Here is a 13,183-nt window from a genome sequence, read left to right on the forward strand (position 1 = left end):
TAATCTGTGATTAGAAGATATAAAAAAGCCCTGAAGATATACCTTCGGGGCTTTTTTTATGTCTTTTAGTAAATATTGTTCAGTTCCCTGTTCCTTTATTTAGCAGTCTTCTTCTTATTCTCTTGGATCATTTTTAGATCTTCAGATTGTTCTATGGCATTACCTTCTAAGTCAAACTTAGCTTCTTCTGTAGGGATAACGAATTTGTCTTTCTTCGATTTGTATAAAGGGAAGAAGTACGAGACTGTGTAATTAAACCCAACACCTATAGCTCCGCTGTGTTTCTTATTATAACCAGGGATATATAGGTTCTCAAAATCATCAGGCTGTGTCTGAGAGATTAATCCATTTAGTCGCATAGTGAATCCCATAAAGACATTGCTAAACACACGTGTCTTAATACCTACTACGAACTCTACCCAGTGTGCACTCAGTCCACTCTGTTTCTTATTAATATCTACTCTCTCTTTCGGGAAGTAAGGATTGGTAGTATAAGGTTGATACCAGTTAAGTGTTTGAGAGAATGCAGCCATTCCGTATCTAAAACCTACAGAGATCATATCTTCTCTATCCATCCAGTTTTGGTGTAAGTTATAGTCTCCACCTAAGCGGATATAATTACCATTCGTGGTAAAACCATAACTACTCTCATCACGAGTCATCTTATCGTGTCCTAGCTCTGCTACAGCATACCAATTCTTCGTAAGACGATAGTCACCGAATACTTCGAACCCTTGGTAGGTTTTGTCATACATAGAACGCGTAATTCTAAATAGATCAGCTCCTACACGTAATCCATAACGTTGAGGATAATAGTGGATAGCCTGATCTGTAGAATCTTTAACAGTTACAGGAGTTTCTTTCTTTTTCTCTTGTGCAAATGAAGAGAAAGCGAAAAATAGGATACCACAATTAATAATAAATCTTGAAGTGTGCTTTTTTGCTATCTTGAATTTCATTTGTTTCAGTTGTATAATGTTTAATCCAGTTACCACTAGTTTGTTCTGCTTTTCCATTTAAGGTAGGCGAAGTACCATCTTGACTCAAAGAGAATGTAGATACATATCCACACGCTTTATTTAGATACTTTGTATTGATTTGGTATTTAAATGTCAATGTATCGTATAGGGTATCCGTTCGGTTCTGAGTATGTCTTATCGATTTAAGTATCCACGAAGATTCAGGTTGATCTAGACGAAGTGGGATAAGAAGTTTATTGCCACTACTTTTGATAATGTCTTTCTCTCTACCCGCCACGAATGCTTCTACTAGGTCATTCTTAGCGATTCCTTGATCGTCAAAGTTGTAGAATTCAATCAAGAAGTTAGGGGTAGTTTCCTCTTCAGCACCGCAGATATCATCCTTCTCGCAGGCACTAAAGATTAGACTTCCAATGCCTAGACAAAAAGCTGTCAATATTAGTTTTTTCATATAGATCTTTTATCTCTGTATATAAGTCGTCAAAAATACTAAAACTAATTCAGAACTCTTTAAAAAAGTTGCACAGCAAGGATTAGATAAATAACAAGCTGCTTTAGTAGTAAAACCACTTAAAGCAGTAGTTTTCTCTTTTAAACATTCTAAATTGTATGTGTTTTTAGTAAATTCTAACTAGATTTAGTGGGATAAGAGCAAATTAGGCCTTATCTTTAAGGAATGTAGTCTAACCTTAAGAATTACAAATATCAAATATTACAAGCTTATTTACTTTAGATTACCTTTGCTTATTCTAGTAATAAATCTGTTTTTTTAGGACTAGTTGTAGTTCTTTTGTAGTATTAGCTTTTGATTATTTGTCTTTCTAGGGTTTTTAATAAAGAAAGAGAATGTTAGAATCAATCACTAGTTTGCAGATTATATTAGCAGCTACGCCAGTAGTGCTATTAATTGTTTTGTTGGGTTTTTTAAAATTAGCAGGAGAGAAGAGTGCGTTTATAACTTTAGTTGCCACACTCCTTATCGCTCATTTCGGCTTTAATTTGTCTTTAGGAGATACAGGCTTATCCGTACTTTATGGAGTGATTAAAGCGGTATTTCCCATCTTGATTATTATTCTGATGGCTATTTATAGCTATAATGTACAGGTAGAATCTCAAAAGATAGAGACCATTAAACAGCAATTCTCAGCAATCTCAAAAGACAAGTCTATCCAAGTGTTATTATTAACGTGGGGATTCGGAGGATTATTAGAGGGAATGGCAGGCTTCGGTACTGCAGTGGCTATTCCGGCAGCTATTTTGATTAGCTTAGGATTTAAACCTATGTTCTCTGCAATTGTCAGTTTGATAGCTAATAGTGTACCGACAGCTTTCGGGGCAGTAGGAATACCTGTAATCGTATTAGCTAGAGAAGTAGAGATGGTGGATCAAATCACAACGATCAGTGCTAATATCGTATGGCAGTTGGCTGTGTTGATGTTCTTAGTTCCTTTCTTGATCGTTACTCTAGCTGATAAATCATTGAAGTCTGTTCCGAAGAACATCATCCTAAGTATCTTAGTAGGAGCTGTAACCTTAGGAGTACAGTACTATGCTGCAGTGTATATCGGAGCAGAGACACCTGCGATATTAGGAAGTATAGCTTCAGTAATAGTAATTATATTATTTGGTAAGATTACTGCAAGAAAAGAAGTTAGTGATATTAAGTTAAACTTTAGCTTTAAGGATATTTTTCAAGCTTGGAGTGTATATGGGTTGATCCTATTGCTTGTTTTATTGACAAGTCCGTTGTTTCCATTTGCAACATTTATGAAGACCAATTGGACTGCGTTCCAGACCTCTTTTAATTTTGATATAGCAGGTGCTATGCGCACCATAGGTATATATTGGCTAACAGATACAGGAGTATTAATCTTCGTTAGTTCTATCGTAGGAGGGTTAATTCAAGGAGTGTCTTTTGGAGCATTGTTTAAGTTATTAGGCAAAACAACGGTTCAATTGAAGAAGACTGTTGTTACTGTATGTTGTTTGATCGCACTGTCTACTTTAATGGACTTCTCAGGGATGATTACGGTATTAGGATTAGGGCTAGCAACAGCTACAGGAGCTTTTTATCCATTCTTTGCGCCCGCTATTGGGGCATTAGGGACATTCCTAACAGGTAGTGATACTTCGTCTAATATTTTGTTTGGTAAATTACAGGCAACAGTGGCAGATAGAATAGGAGCTGATAAAGGATGGCTAGCTGCAGCTAATACAACAGGAGCAACAGGAGGTAAGATTATCTCACCACAGAGTATAGCGGTAGCTACTACGGCCTGTGGACAACAAGGTAAAGAAGGTATTATCCTTAAGAAAGCAGTTGGGTTCGCATTATTATATATCCTTATTGCAGGATTAATAGTGTATTTAGGAAGTTAAGAATTAAATAGATAGATATATGAGAGTTGGATTGTTTATCCCTTGTTACGTAAATGCGGTTTATCCAGAAGCAGCAGTAGCGAGTTATAAAATATTAACACACTTCGGGGTAGATGTAGATTATCCTGTAGATCAGACGTGCTGTGGACAGCCTATGGCTAATGCGGGGTTTGAAGACAAGGCTTTGCCTTTAGCGAAGCAGTTTAATAATTTGTTTGAGGAGTTTGATTATATCGTAGCACCGTCAGGTAGTTGCGCAGGATTTGTTAAGGATGCTTATCCGAGACTAATGGAGAAAGAAGGATGTGCAAGTAAGGTAAGTGGTAAAGTATATGATATCTGTGAGTTTCTTCACGATATTCTCAAGATAGATAAGTTGCCAGGTAAGTTTCCTCATAAAGTGAGTCTGCACAACAGTTGCCATGGATTGAGAGAGCTTAAATTAGGATCTGCAAGTGAACTGAATGTAAAACCATATTCTAAAGTAAAGGACTTGCTGAGCTTAGTAGAAGGAGTAGAGATACTAGAACCTGCTAGGGTAGATGAATGCTGTGGATTCGGTGGGATGTTCTCTATCGAAGAGCCTGCTATCTCTATCCGTATGGGTAATGATAAGGTCAGCTGTCACGTAGCTACAGGTGCGGAGTATATCACAGGTCCTGATAGTTCGTGTCTAATGCATATGGGAGGTATCGTAGATAAGAATAAGACGCCGATCAAATTGATTCACGTTGTCGAAATATTAGCATCAGGTTTATAGTTATGAGTAGTACTAAGCACGCACAGAATGCTGATGTATTTCAGCAGAATAAAGAGAGAGCAACTTGGCACGATAATGCTTTGTGGTTCGTTAGAGAGAAGAGAGATAAAATGGCTAAGGGACTTCCTGAATGGGAAGAACTACGCGCTATGGGTGAGAAGATAAAACTGCACAGCGTTAGTAATCTAGCGATGTATTTAGAGCAATTTGCCGCTAATGCAGAAGCAAACGGTGTAATCGTGCACTGGGCAAAAGATGCTGAAGAACACAATGCTATCGCTGTAGAGATCTTACAGAAACACAATGCAAAGAAGGTAGTAAAGAGTAAGTCAATGCTAACAGAGGAGTGTGATCTAAACCACTATCTAGAAGCAAAGGGAATCGATGTGATAGAGAGTGACCTAGGTGAGCGTATCTTGCAACTGAATGGTACAGCACCTTCACATATAGTCCTTCCTGCTATCCATATGAAAAGGGAAGAGGTAGGAGAGTTGTTTACTGAGAAGTTAAACACTGAAAAAGGAAATAGTGATCCGACCTATCTAACTCGTGCTGCTAGAGCATCGCTAAGAAATGACTTCCTAACTGCTGATGCTGCTATGACAGGTGTGAACTTTGGTATCGCTGCTACAGGAGAAATAGTAGTGTGTACCAATGAAGGAAATGCTGATATGGGAACTTCACTGTCTAAACTACACATCGCCTCAATGGGATTAGAGAAGTTGATTCCTGACTATGAGAGTTTGAGTGTATTCACTCGGTTACTAGCTCGATCAGCGACAGGTCAACCAAGTACTACCTATACATCACATTTTCGCAAGCCTGTAGAAGGAGGAGAGTTTCACATTATTTTAGTTGATAACGGTAGAAGTGATATTCTAAATAATGAGGAGCATATCAAATCTCTTAACTGTATTCGATGTGGGGCGTGTATGAATACCTGTCCTGTGTATAGACGCAGTGGAGGATATTCATATACCTACTTTATCCCTGGGCCTATCGGTATTAACCTTGGGATGCTAAAAGACCCTGAGAAGCACAGTGAGAACCTATCTGCGTGTTCGCTTTGTTATTCGTGTAACAATGTGTGCCCAGTGAAAATAGACTTGGCAGATCAAATATATAGATGGCGTCAGGACCTTGATTCTTTAGGTAAAGCGAACTCATCTAAAAAACTTATATCTAGTGGTATGCAGTTTTTATTTACGCATCCTGCTTTATTCAGAACGAGCTTAAAGTTTAGTTCGTTAGCGAAGTATGCTCCGCGTTCTCTAACCTTCGGATTAAAGGAATGGGAAGATGGGCGTGACTTGCCAAACTTCGCAAAAGAGTCGTTCACTGAGATGTGGAAAAAAGGAAAGGTGCAAAAGAAATAAGGTGTATTATGAGCAGTAAAGAACAAATATTAAACAATATAAAACGCAATACTAAGCAGGTTTATGACAAGCCTAAAATGGAGTTGTCAGCGATAAGCTATGAAGATAAACTAACACAGTTCGCGGAGATTTCGAAAGCGGTGGGAGGTGATGCGGTAATATTAAAAGAAGGAGAGGATATTAATCAAGTGATCCGATCTTTATATCCAGAGGCTAATGTGATCGCTTCAGAGATAGCGGATATTACATTAGCAACACTTCATCCAGATCAGGTAGCTAGCCCAAAAAATCTTAATGATGTAGACTTAGCGATTATAGAAGGTGCTTTCGGTGTATGCGAGAATGGATGTATATGGGTCCCTCAGCAAATAAAGTACAAGGCACTATACTTTATAACTCAATATTTAGTTATCGTTTTAGATCGCTCTAAATTGGTTAATAATATGCACGAGGCTTATCAACAGATTACTCCAAGTGAAAAAGGCTTTGGGGTATTTATATCCGGCCCATCTAAGACAGCAGATATTGAGCAGGCTTTAGTAGTAGGTGCGCACGGTCCTAAGGGATTAACGGTAATACTGAAGTAAACATTATGTAATGTCATTTACTTCTCTATGATTTCACTGAAAGTTAAATCTCCGATGTAGTCTATACTCGCACTTTTTGTTTCTAAGCCAAAGTAGCTTTTAGATAGTACTTGATTCTCTAATCCTTCTTTAGGAGCTGTTAGACTATAGAACTGCAACTCTCTAGTAGGGGAGCTGATGACCTCTTGGATAGTAGTTGTTCCGCCTGCAGGCTTGATGATTAGTTGTTTAAGGATAGTTGCCTCTACATTATTAGGCAAGGCTCTTTTGCCATAATCAGTGATTTGTCCGTTAGTAGCTTTGACAGATTCATTGTAGACTAGGAAAGTAATCGTTACACTAGACAGATAAGGTGTTCCTCCTGCTATATCGAGTACATATTCATTACAGTTATAGTCTTGTCCTAATACGATAATCTTATCTCGTGTAATCTCATTGCCATTGTTGTCTTTAACTTTTACGCGTTTGATACTTAATGTTGCTTTAGATACAGGGTAATACTTTCCGTCGATGCGAAACACTTTCTCTGTAGGTTCTAATACTTTAATAAAGATAGGATCACTGTCTTTATAAGCGAAGCCATTGATAGTAGCTTTAGCTATAAGTTGATATTGACCTATATGTGTTGGTTTAAAACGGCCATATGAAGTAACCTCTTCACTATTATTAATATTGATAATCTTGCTTCTATCTGTGAGTACTTCTCCTCTTTCGTCTTTAATCGTTAAGTAGACAGGTTTGTTTACATAAGTAGTCAAGCTAGTGGTTTCGATAACTAACTTTCCTCTAGTCCTAGTAGGAGTGTTAGTATTATCATCGCTACTACACGAAGTAAGTGCTAAAGAAATGGTGAATAGTATAATGAGAAGTTTATTCATTTTTTAAAGTGTTTTTATTTTAACTAAAAATATGAATAAATATTGCTTTTGTTGTAAATTAATGTAATGATAAAATAATTTGTTATGACAAGGTGGTGTTGTATTGTTTGATTTGTATAAGAAGTAAACAAAAATAGCCACCCTATTAAGGTGGCTACTTGTTATGAAAGAGATATTGTTTAGTCTAAAATTTCGAACTCATTAGTTCCTTCTACACGAGCTAATTCGCTTCCTACAGGTAATTTTAAGTAAGGGATAATCGCTTTGTCATTATGTGCTACAGCATTAACGCTGTAGATGTCTGTGTTCTCAGGATTATCTAAGTACTCTTCGTCTTCTGTATTGCTTAAGAATCTCCATCCGCTATCTGTATCAGAGTTTGGCTCTTCGCGGTACATATAATCTACGTTTTCGCCTAAGACCATAATTTTAGCAGATACTAAACAGAATCCGATATCACCTACTAGGTTCTTGGTTGCCTCAGCAAGAATGTTGTTGTCTTGATTCATTGTTATTGTTTTATAAAAAAGGGCAATCGAGAAGATTGCCCTTTATGTATTTATTATCTAAGTTCTAATAATACTACGTTTTCTACGTGGTGCGTCTGTGGGAACATATCCACTGGACGTACTTTAATCACTTTATACATATGATCCATAAGCGCTAAGTCACGTGCTTGAGTAGCTGAGTTACAGCTTACATACACGATGCGTTTAGCACCTACTTTTAATAGCATCTCTACTACATCTTTATGCATACCATCACGAGGAGGGTCAGTAATTATCACGTCTGGATGACCGTGCGTAGCGATAAAGTCGTCGTTAAACACATTCTTCATATCACCTACGAAGAACTCACAGTTAGTAATATTGTTACGCTCAGCGTTTAGTTTAGCATCTTCGATAGCCTCAGGTACTGCTTCTACACCTACTACTTTACCTGCCTTTTTAGAAACGAACTGTGCGATAGTACCTGTACCTGTGTACAAGTCATATACTAGCTCGCTACCTGTAAGACCTGCGTAATCTCTCGTTACTTTATATAATTCGTACGCTTGCTCAGAATTAGTTTGGTAGAATGATTTAGCGTTGATACTAAATTTAAGACCTTCCATTTCTTCTAAGATATAATCACGACCTTTATAAAGTACTACATCTTGATCATAGATTGTATCATTTGCTTTTCCGTTTACCACATACTGTAATGAAGTGATATTAGGGAAACGCTCAGCTAAGAAGTTCATTAATAACTCACGTTCTTCTTTGTTGTCATAGAAGAATTGGATCATCACCATTACTTCCCCTGTAGAGGCAGTTCTGATCATTAATGTACGCAATAGACCTTCTTGATCACGAGGATTAAAGAAAGATAGATTATTCTCATTAGCAAATCTTCTGATTTCGTTTCTGATATCGTTAGAAGGATCTTGCTGTAAGTGACATTTTTGGATGTCTAAGATTTTGTCCCACATTTTAGGAATGTGAAATCCTAGTGCATTCTCTTTACCCATTTCTACTCCGCTAGCTACTTCTTCTGGTGTTAACCAACGAGCGTTAGAGAAAGAAAACTCCATCTTGTTTCTATAGAATAAAGTTTCTTTAGAACCTAAGATAGGTTCGAAATCAGGCAATTCGATTTTACCTATGCGCTTTAAGTTGTTAAAAACCTCTTGGTTCTTATAGAACAACTGTTGCGTATAGCTCATATTTTGCCATTTACATCCACCACAAGCTCCGAAGTGTTCACATACTGGCTCTATTCTTTGTTCAGAATATTTGTGGAAGTTTACTGCTTTACCTTCATAGTACGCTTTGCGTTTTTTGAATGTTTGCACGTCTACCACATCTCCCGGAACTACGTTAGGAATAAAGATAACCTTCCCATCTGGAGCTTTAGCTACCGAAACGCCTTTTGCACCTGCATCAAGGACTTCTACGTTTTCGAATACGATTCTTTCTGTTTTTTTTCTACTCATGCCGCAAAATTAAGTTTATTTTCATTTGCTTACCTCTCTTAAAGCTTATTCATAATGAGTTTATATAATTGCATAAATGGTTGTTTGTTAGTTTTTTATACGGTGATGGGTGGAGTAGCTGTCGTTGTGCTGATTTAATTTGGCAGAAGTACGAGGATTTTAAGTTCTAGAAGAAGAAATCAGGCAAAAGTAGTAAGGTAGATAAGGGTATATAGAGACAGGAAGAGAGATTTGTTAAATTAGAGATGTATTATTCATAAAGATGTAAAACTGATTGATAATTTATCTATTTTAGATTATTCAATCAAACTTATATGAGATCTATCAAATTCTTTTTACTAGCCTTTGTTTTATTTTCAATTGGAGGGTATGCTCAGACAGTGCGCCTTCCTTACAATGATGACTCAGGTTGGATGCTTGTTGATTTAAAGGTTAATAATAAACCAATGACTTTCTTATTTGATACTGGATGGGATGGATTATCTATTCGCAGTAGCTTGTTAAAAGAGTTTTATGTTGGGGAAGCTATTTCGGCTGTGGATGCAAATAATGTGGTACAAGCAGTTCCGACAATTTATGTAGATAGCCTGAAGGTGGGTAATTATACGTTTCGTCATTTACCATTTACCGACTTTGAGTCTTTCCCAATGATTAATGACCCTATTTTTAACTGTTATAAGATAGATGGGATACTAGGTAATGTGATTTATAAAGATAAAGTATTAGAGATAGACCCGATCAAGAAAGAGATTATCATACAAGACTTCTCACCGGAGTTAGTTGATACTTTATTAAAAGATAACTTTACATCTGTGCAGAGTTATCCTTTAGAGATGGATACTAGGATAGTGGTGCCGGTAGAAGTAGGACACGGAGCTATACGTCCGTTTCTATTAGATACAGGTGATAATGGATATCTTACAGTGACTGCAGATCGAGGACTATTAGCATATTTGTCAGGGTTAAAGTTTAATTCGTACATCAGTGTAGGGAGTATAGGAGCTTTCGGAATGAATGAGTCTATTAATAGAACATTGATTACTCAAGAAGCGAGAATCAAGATTGGCAAAATGGCACTAGAGAATGAGGAATTGACGTTTAGTGCGAGCGATGACACTTATCAGATAGGAGTGGAGTTTATAAAGCAGTTTCACATGTATTATTTGCCTTCTTTTAAGCTGTTGTATTTAAAGAAAGTGCAGAATAACCCTATCGTGTCTACTTTAGAGAAAGTGGGGTATGGTATAGCTTATATCGAAGGAAAGTATATGGTAGCAGCTATTCACGAGAAAGAGAAGACTGTTAGACTAGGGGATGTGGTCTTGTCTATAGACGGTCAACCAATGGAACAATTATGTGGGTACAGAAAATACTTGCAACGCAGTAAGAAGCAACCTAAGCTAGAGGTACTTCGCAATGGAGAGAAGTTGACACTGTAAGAAGTAATGATATAATATATAAAGCGATAATAGATCTGTGAAGATTTGTTATCGCTTTTTTTTAGTCACAGATAACAACTATGATTAATCCGATGCTCTAATCTATTTCTTCAGAAATTAGTATGACTATGCATTTGGTAAGAATGAACAAGAGCGTCAATTCTATATACTTATGACCAAGAAAACAATATTGTAGAAGGTGTTTGTATAATTTAAGACTCTTTTAAAAAAGCAATCGCTTTATTATTTTTAATTTTACTCAGATGGTATTGAGATTACAGTAGATAGAATGCTGGTTTTAGATACTTATCCTTAATTGTAAAAAGTTTACAATGTGATAAACAAAATAGTGAAAAGATAACAATGAAAAAAATATTAATTACAGGTGGAGCGGGTAAAATAGGTAGTCACTTTATATCACAAAATAAAGAAAAATACGATTTTATAGTATTAGATAAAAAACGACCAATAGATGAATCGGTTGATTATATCATAGGTGATTTAAGTGATGTTGATGTTTTATCGAAAGCCTGTAAGGGTGTTGATATAGTTCTTCATCTAGCAGGGATTCCTTCTGCGGATACTCCTTTTGATTTAGTGTTAGCGGCTAATATGTTAGGAACAAAAAACCTATTAGATAGTATGCTAGAGAACAATATTTCTAAAATAATATTTGCTAGTAGTGCACAAACTATTGAGGGGTATGAAAAAGATATCCAAATCGACGAAACGATGCCTACGCTGCCAGGGAATTATTATGGGATATCAAAAGTATTTGGTGAGTCATTACTTTCTTATTTGTCTAAGAGTAGTGGGGTTAAAGCTATTTGCTTAAGAATAGGAGCTTATGAGTTTCCTGAAGACTTTACAGAGATGAATGCTAGAGATATGAGTGCTTATTTGCATCCGGATGATCTTAATCAGTTGCTAAATAAGTGTATAGAATCAATAGATACATTTGATTTCGAAATATTTAATGCTATTTCTAATAATACATATAAGAGATTGAATATAACTAAAGCAAAAAGGCTATTGAATTATACTCCCCAATATAATTCATTCAATCTTTTTAAGCTTAAGCAATAATTTAAGACTAGTGAGATTTCGTAGTCTGCTAGTTATGGAATTAAGGTAATATATAAAGCGATAATAGGTCTGTGAAGATTTGTTATCGCTTTTTTTATCTCTCCAATTAGAGGAGGGGGGCTTTCTTTGTAGTACTAGGTTAATGCTGATTTTAAGTTTAAATTATATTTTATATATTTGTGCTTTAATATGCATTAAATCAGAGTTCTATCTGATGAATTATATGAGATATAATAGCCTTGAATTACTATAAAGCTACTTTGTATATCTCTGCTTAAAAAAGTCAACTCAAAAAGACTTTTGTTTTCATTTTTACTTATTATTTTTAGATTTTTTTGGCTGTGAAAACCTTGTGTTTTCCTGGGTTTGCTTTGGTTTTGTTCCCGAGTTGTTCCCAAAAGAGCCCGTTTTGCAGTGTTCTTGGGAACAAAACAGGAATAATGGTGGAATGTGATACCTTAAGCCTTTATTTTGTTGGGTTTGTGAAGGTTCGGTAGTGTCCGAACTTGTTTTTATTTCGCAAAATGACATCAAGTAAAAAGGAGATGTAAATAGTGTTGTAATGCGCTGTTTGTTGCTTATAGCTATAGGAGGTTTAATTCTCCAACCGATGGTTGGAGAATTGTGTGTATTTGATTGTGATACCTAATTCTGCAACCAATGGTTGCAGAATTTAAAAGACTAATATTCTGTTGATTAAGGCATGGTAATTGTGCAATATAACATAAAACTTAACTATGGATATTCAGCAACAAGAACATTACAGTTCGTTTCTAATAGAGGTAAAAGAACGCATTCGCTCTGCACAGTATGAGGCTATGAAAGCGGTTAATAAAGAGATGATATCACTCTACTGGGATATCGGTAAACAAATTACTTCAAAACAAGAACAACTAGGTTGGGGTAAATCTGTTGTCGAAACGCTATCAAAAGATTTACAAGAAGAGTTTCCGGGTATTCGTGGTTTTGGTGTGTCAAACTTATGGTCTATGGCTCAGTTTTTTACAGAATATAACAAAAGTGTAATTCTCCAACCATCGGTTGGAGAAATTAGCTGGACTAAACATTTGGTGATAATGACTAAATGTAAAAATGAGCAAGAGCGTCAATTCTATATACTTTCAACTAAGAGATACGGATGGTCAAAGAATCTATTAATTAATAAGATAGAATCTAAGAATTACGAGAAGTATCTTACTGGGCAAGCTAATTTTGATAAGACACTACCTGATAATATCAAGAACCAAGCTATACTTGCTATAAAAGACGATTATGTGTTTAACTTCCTAAATCTAACTGATGAACATTCTGAAGCTGATCTTGAGCAGGCACTTATTAAGGATATTAGATCTTTTCTTATTGAGTTTGGGGCAGACTATACTTTTGTGGGTAATCAGTATAAGATAGAGATAGAAGGGGAGGAGTTCTTTATCGATGTGCTGCTTTATCACAGAAAGCTTCAGGCACTAATCGCTGTAGAGTTAAAAATAGGAAAATTTCTTCCTGAGTATAAAGGGAAAATGGAGTTCTATCTAAATGTTTTAAATGACACGATAAAACTGCCACACGAAAATCCTTCTATAGGGATCATTATTTGCAAGTCTAAAAAGGGATCAATCTCAAAAGTTGTGTTTATGCATAAAGTTTAGTCAATCTGTATAAGAAGAAGTCAATATCTCTTACTCCTCTAAATTGAGCCCTGAATGCTTTAATTTTGGCATTA

The 13,183-nt window shown here is 36.1% G+C and carries 12 protein-coding genes and 1 pseudogene; 7 read left to right on the forward strand and 6 right to left on the reverse strand.

The features are described 5' to 3' along the window. Nucleotides 1-95: 95 nt before the first annotated feature. Both CF599_RS14805 and CF599_RS14810 read right to left on the reverse strand, forming a co-directional pair. Nucleotides 96-959: a DUF6048 family protein gene (locus CF599_RS14805; RefSeq protein WP_121966773.1), complete on the reverse strand. Its 864-nt coding sequence runs from the start codon at nucleotides 957-959 to the stop codon at nucleotides 96-98. Beyond that, nucleotides 913-1,431, reverse strand: a complete 519-nt coding sequence (locus tag CF599_RS14810) for a DUF6452 family protein (protein ID WP_121966774.1) — start codon at nucleotides 1,429-1,431, stop codon at nucleotides 913-915. The genes CF599_RS14805 and CF599_RS14810 overlap by 47 nt, the downstream gene beginning before the upstream one ends. A 395-nt stretch (nucleotides 1,432-1,826) precedes the next feature. Between CF599_RS14810 and CF599_RS14815 the strand changes: the two genes are divergently transcribed. From CF599_RS14815 to CF599_RS14830, 4 genes are read left to right on the forward strand one after another with little or no spacing between them, the layout of a single operon-like run. After that, nucleotides 1,827-3,359 carry an L-lactate permease gene (locus CF599_RS14815; RefSeq protein WP_121966775.1) on the forward strand — a complete coding sequence of 511 codons (1,533 nt, stop codon included), beginning with the start codon at nucleotides 1,827-1,829 and terminating at the stop codon, nucleotides 3,357-3,359. Nucleotides 3,360-3,378: 19 nt separating this feature from the next. Then, nucleotides 3,379-4,119: a (Fe-S)-binding protein gene (locus tag CF599_RS14820; RefSeq protein ID WP_121966776.1), complete on the forward strand. Its 741-nt coding sequence runs from the start codon at nucleotides 3,379-3,381 to the stop codon at nucleotides 4,117-4,119. Between the two features lie 2 nt (nucleotides 4,120-4,121). Beyond that, nucleotides 4,122-5,495 carry a lactate utilization protein B gene (locus CF599_RS14825; protein ID WP_121966777.1) on the forward strand — a complete coding sequence of 458 codons (1,374 nt, stop codon included), beginning with the start codon at nucleotides 4,122-4,124 and terminating at the stop codon, nucleotides 5,493-5,495. Nucleotides 5,496-5,503: 8 nt separating this feature from the next. Beyond that, nucleotides 5,504-6,082: an LUD domain-containing protein gene (locus tag CF599_RS14830; RefSeq protein WP_121966786.1), complete on the forward strand. Its 579-nt coding sequence runs from the start codon at nucleotides 5,504-5,506 to the stop codon at nucleotides 6,080-6,082. Nucleotides 6,083-6,099: 17 nt separating this feature from the next. Here the strand turns inward: CF599_RS14830 and CF599_RS14835 are convergent, their stop codons facing one another. The 3 genes from CF599_RS14835 to rlmD all read right to left on the reverse strand — a co-directional run bounded on the left by CF599_RS14835 (nucleotide 6,100) and on the right by rlmD (nucleotide 8,935). Next, nucleotides 6,100-6,960 (reverse strand): hypothetical protein, encoded by an 861-nt coding sequence (locus CF599_RS14835; RefSeq protein WP_121966778.1) that lies wholly within the window; start codon nucleotides 6,958-6,960, stop codon nucleotides 6,100-6,102. A 179-nt stretch (nucleotides 6,961-7,139) separates the two neighbouring features. Further along, nucleotides 7,140-7,469, reverse strand: coding sequence for a DUF2185 domain-containing protein (locus tag CF599_RS14840; protein ID WP_121966779.1), 330 nt, complete (start codon nucleotides 7,467-7,469; stop codon nucleotides 7,140-7,142). A 53-nt stretch (nucleotides 7,470-7,522) separates the two neighbouring features. Then, nucleotides 7,523-8,935, reverse strand: coding sequence for a 23S rRNA (uracil(1939)-C(5))-methyltransferase RlmD (rlmD, locus tag CF599_RS14845; RefSeq protein ID WP_121966780.1), 1,413 nt, complete (start codon nucleotides 8,933-8,935; stop codon nucleotides 7,523-7,525). Nucleotides 8,936-9,249: 314 nt separating this feature from the next. Between rlmD and CF599_RS14850 the strand changes: the two genes are divergently transcribed. The 3 genes from CF599_RS14850 to CF599_RS14860 all read left to right on the forward strand — a co-directional run bounded on the left by CF599_RS14850 (nucleotide 9,250) and on the right by CF599_RS14860 (nucleotide 13,109). After that, the gene (locus tag CF599_RS14850) at nucleotides 9,250-10,374 is read left to right on the forward strand and encodes an aspartyl protease family protein (protein WP_121966781.1); all 1,125 of its coding nucleotides are present in this window, start codon (nucleotides 9,250-9,252) and stop codon (nucleotides 10,372-10,374) included. 363 nt (nucleotides 10,375-10,737) lie between these two features. After that, complete coding sequence (locus tag CF599_RS14855; protein ID WP_121966782.1) at nucleotides 10,738-11,460, forward strand: NAD(P)-dependent oxidoreductase; 723 nt, start codon at nucleotides 10,738-10,740, stop codon at nucleotides 11,458-11,460. A 737-nt stretch (nucleotides 11,461-12,197) separates the two neighbouring features. Then, nucleotides 12,198-13,109, forward strand: a complete 912-nt coding sequence (locus CF599_RS14860; RefSeq protein WP_121966783.1) for a YhcG family protein — start codon at nucleotides 12,198-12,200, stop codon at nucleotides 13,107-13,109. Here the strand turns inward: CF599_RS14860 and CF599_RS19935 are convergent. Next, nucleotides 13,093-13,183: pseudogene (locus tag CF599_RS19935) on the reverse strand (transposase); the annotation flags it as partial. The gene CF599_RS14860 and the pseudogene CF599_RS19935 overlap by 17 nt on opposite strands.

The sequence above is a fragment of the Myroides sp. N17-2 genome, assembly GCF_002286775.1.
GTDB lineage: Bacteria > Bacteroidota > Bacteroidia > Flavobacteriales > Flavobacteriaceae > Flavobacterium.

Coding starts and splice junctions, on each gene's coding strand:
- CF599_RS14815 (WP_121966775.1), top strand. CDS start 1,827: ATGTTAGAATCAATCACTAGTTTGCAGATTATATTAGCAGCTACGCCA.
- CF599_RS14855 (WP_121966782.1), top strand. CDS start 10,738: ATGAAAAAAATATTAATTACAGGTGGAGCGGGTAAAATAGGTAGTCAC.
- CF599_RS14850 (WP_121966781.1), top strand. CDS start 9,250: ATGAGATCTATCAAATTCTTTTTACTAGCCTTTGTTTTATTTTCAATT.
- CF599_RS14825 (WP_121966777.1), top strand. CDS start 4,122: ATGAGTAGTACTAAGCACGCACAGAATGCTGATGTATTTCAGCAGAAT.
- CF599_RS14860 (WP_121966783.1), top strand. CDS start 12,198: ATGGATATTCAGCAACAAGAACATTACAGTTCGTTTCTAATAGAGGTA.
- CF599_RS14805 (WP_121966773.1), bottom strand. CDS start 959: ATGAAATTCAAGATAGCAAAAAAGCACACTTCAAGATTTATTATTAAT.
- CF599_RS14835 (WP_121966778.1), bottom strand. CDS start 6,960: ATGAATAAACTTCTCATTATACTATTCACCATTTCTTTAGCACTTACT.
- CF599_RS14810 (WP_121966774.1), bottom strand. CDS start 1,431: ATGAAAAAACTAATATTGACAGCTTTTTGTCTAGGCATTGGAAGTCTA.
- CF599_RS14830 (WP_121966786.1), top strand. CDS start 5,504: ATGAGCAGTAAAGAACAAATATTAAACAATATAAAACGCAATACTAAG.
- CF599_RS14840 (WP_121966779.1), bottom strand. CDS start 7,469: ATGAATCAAGACAACAACATTCTTGCTGAGGCAACCAAGAACCTAGTA.
- rlmD (WP_121966780.1), bottom strand. CDS start 8,935: ATGAGTAGAAAAAAAACAGAAAGAATCGTATTCGAAAACGTAGAAGTC.
- CF599_RS14820 (WP_121966776.1), top strand. CDS start 3,379: ATGAGAGTTGGATTGTTTATCCCTTGTTACGTAAATGCGGTTTATCCA.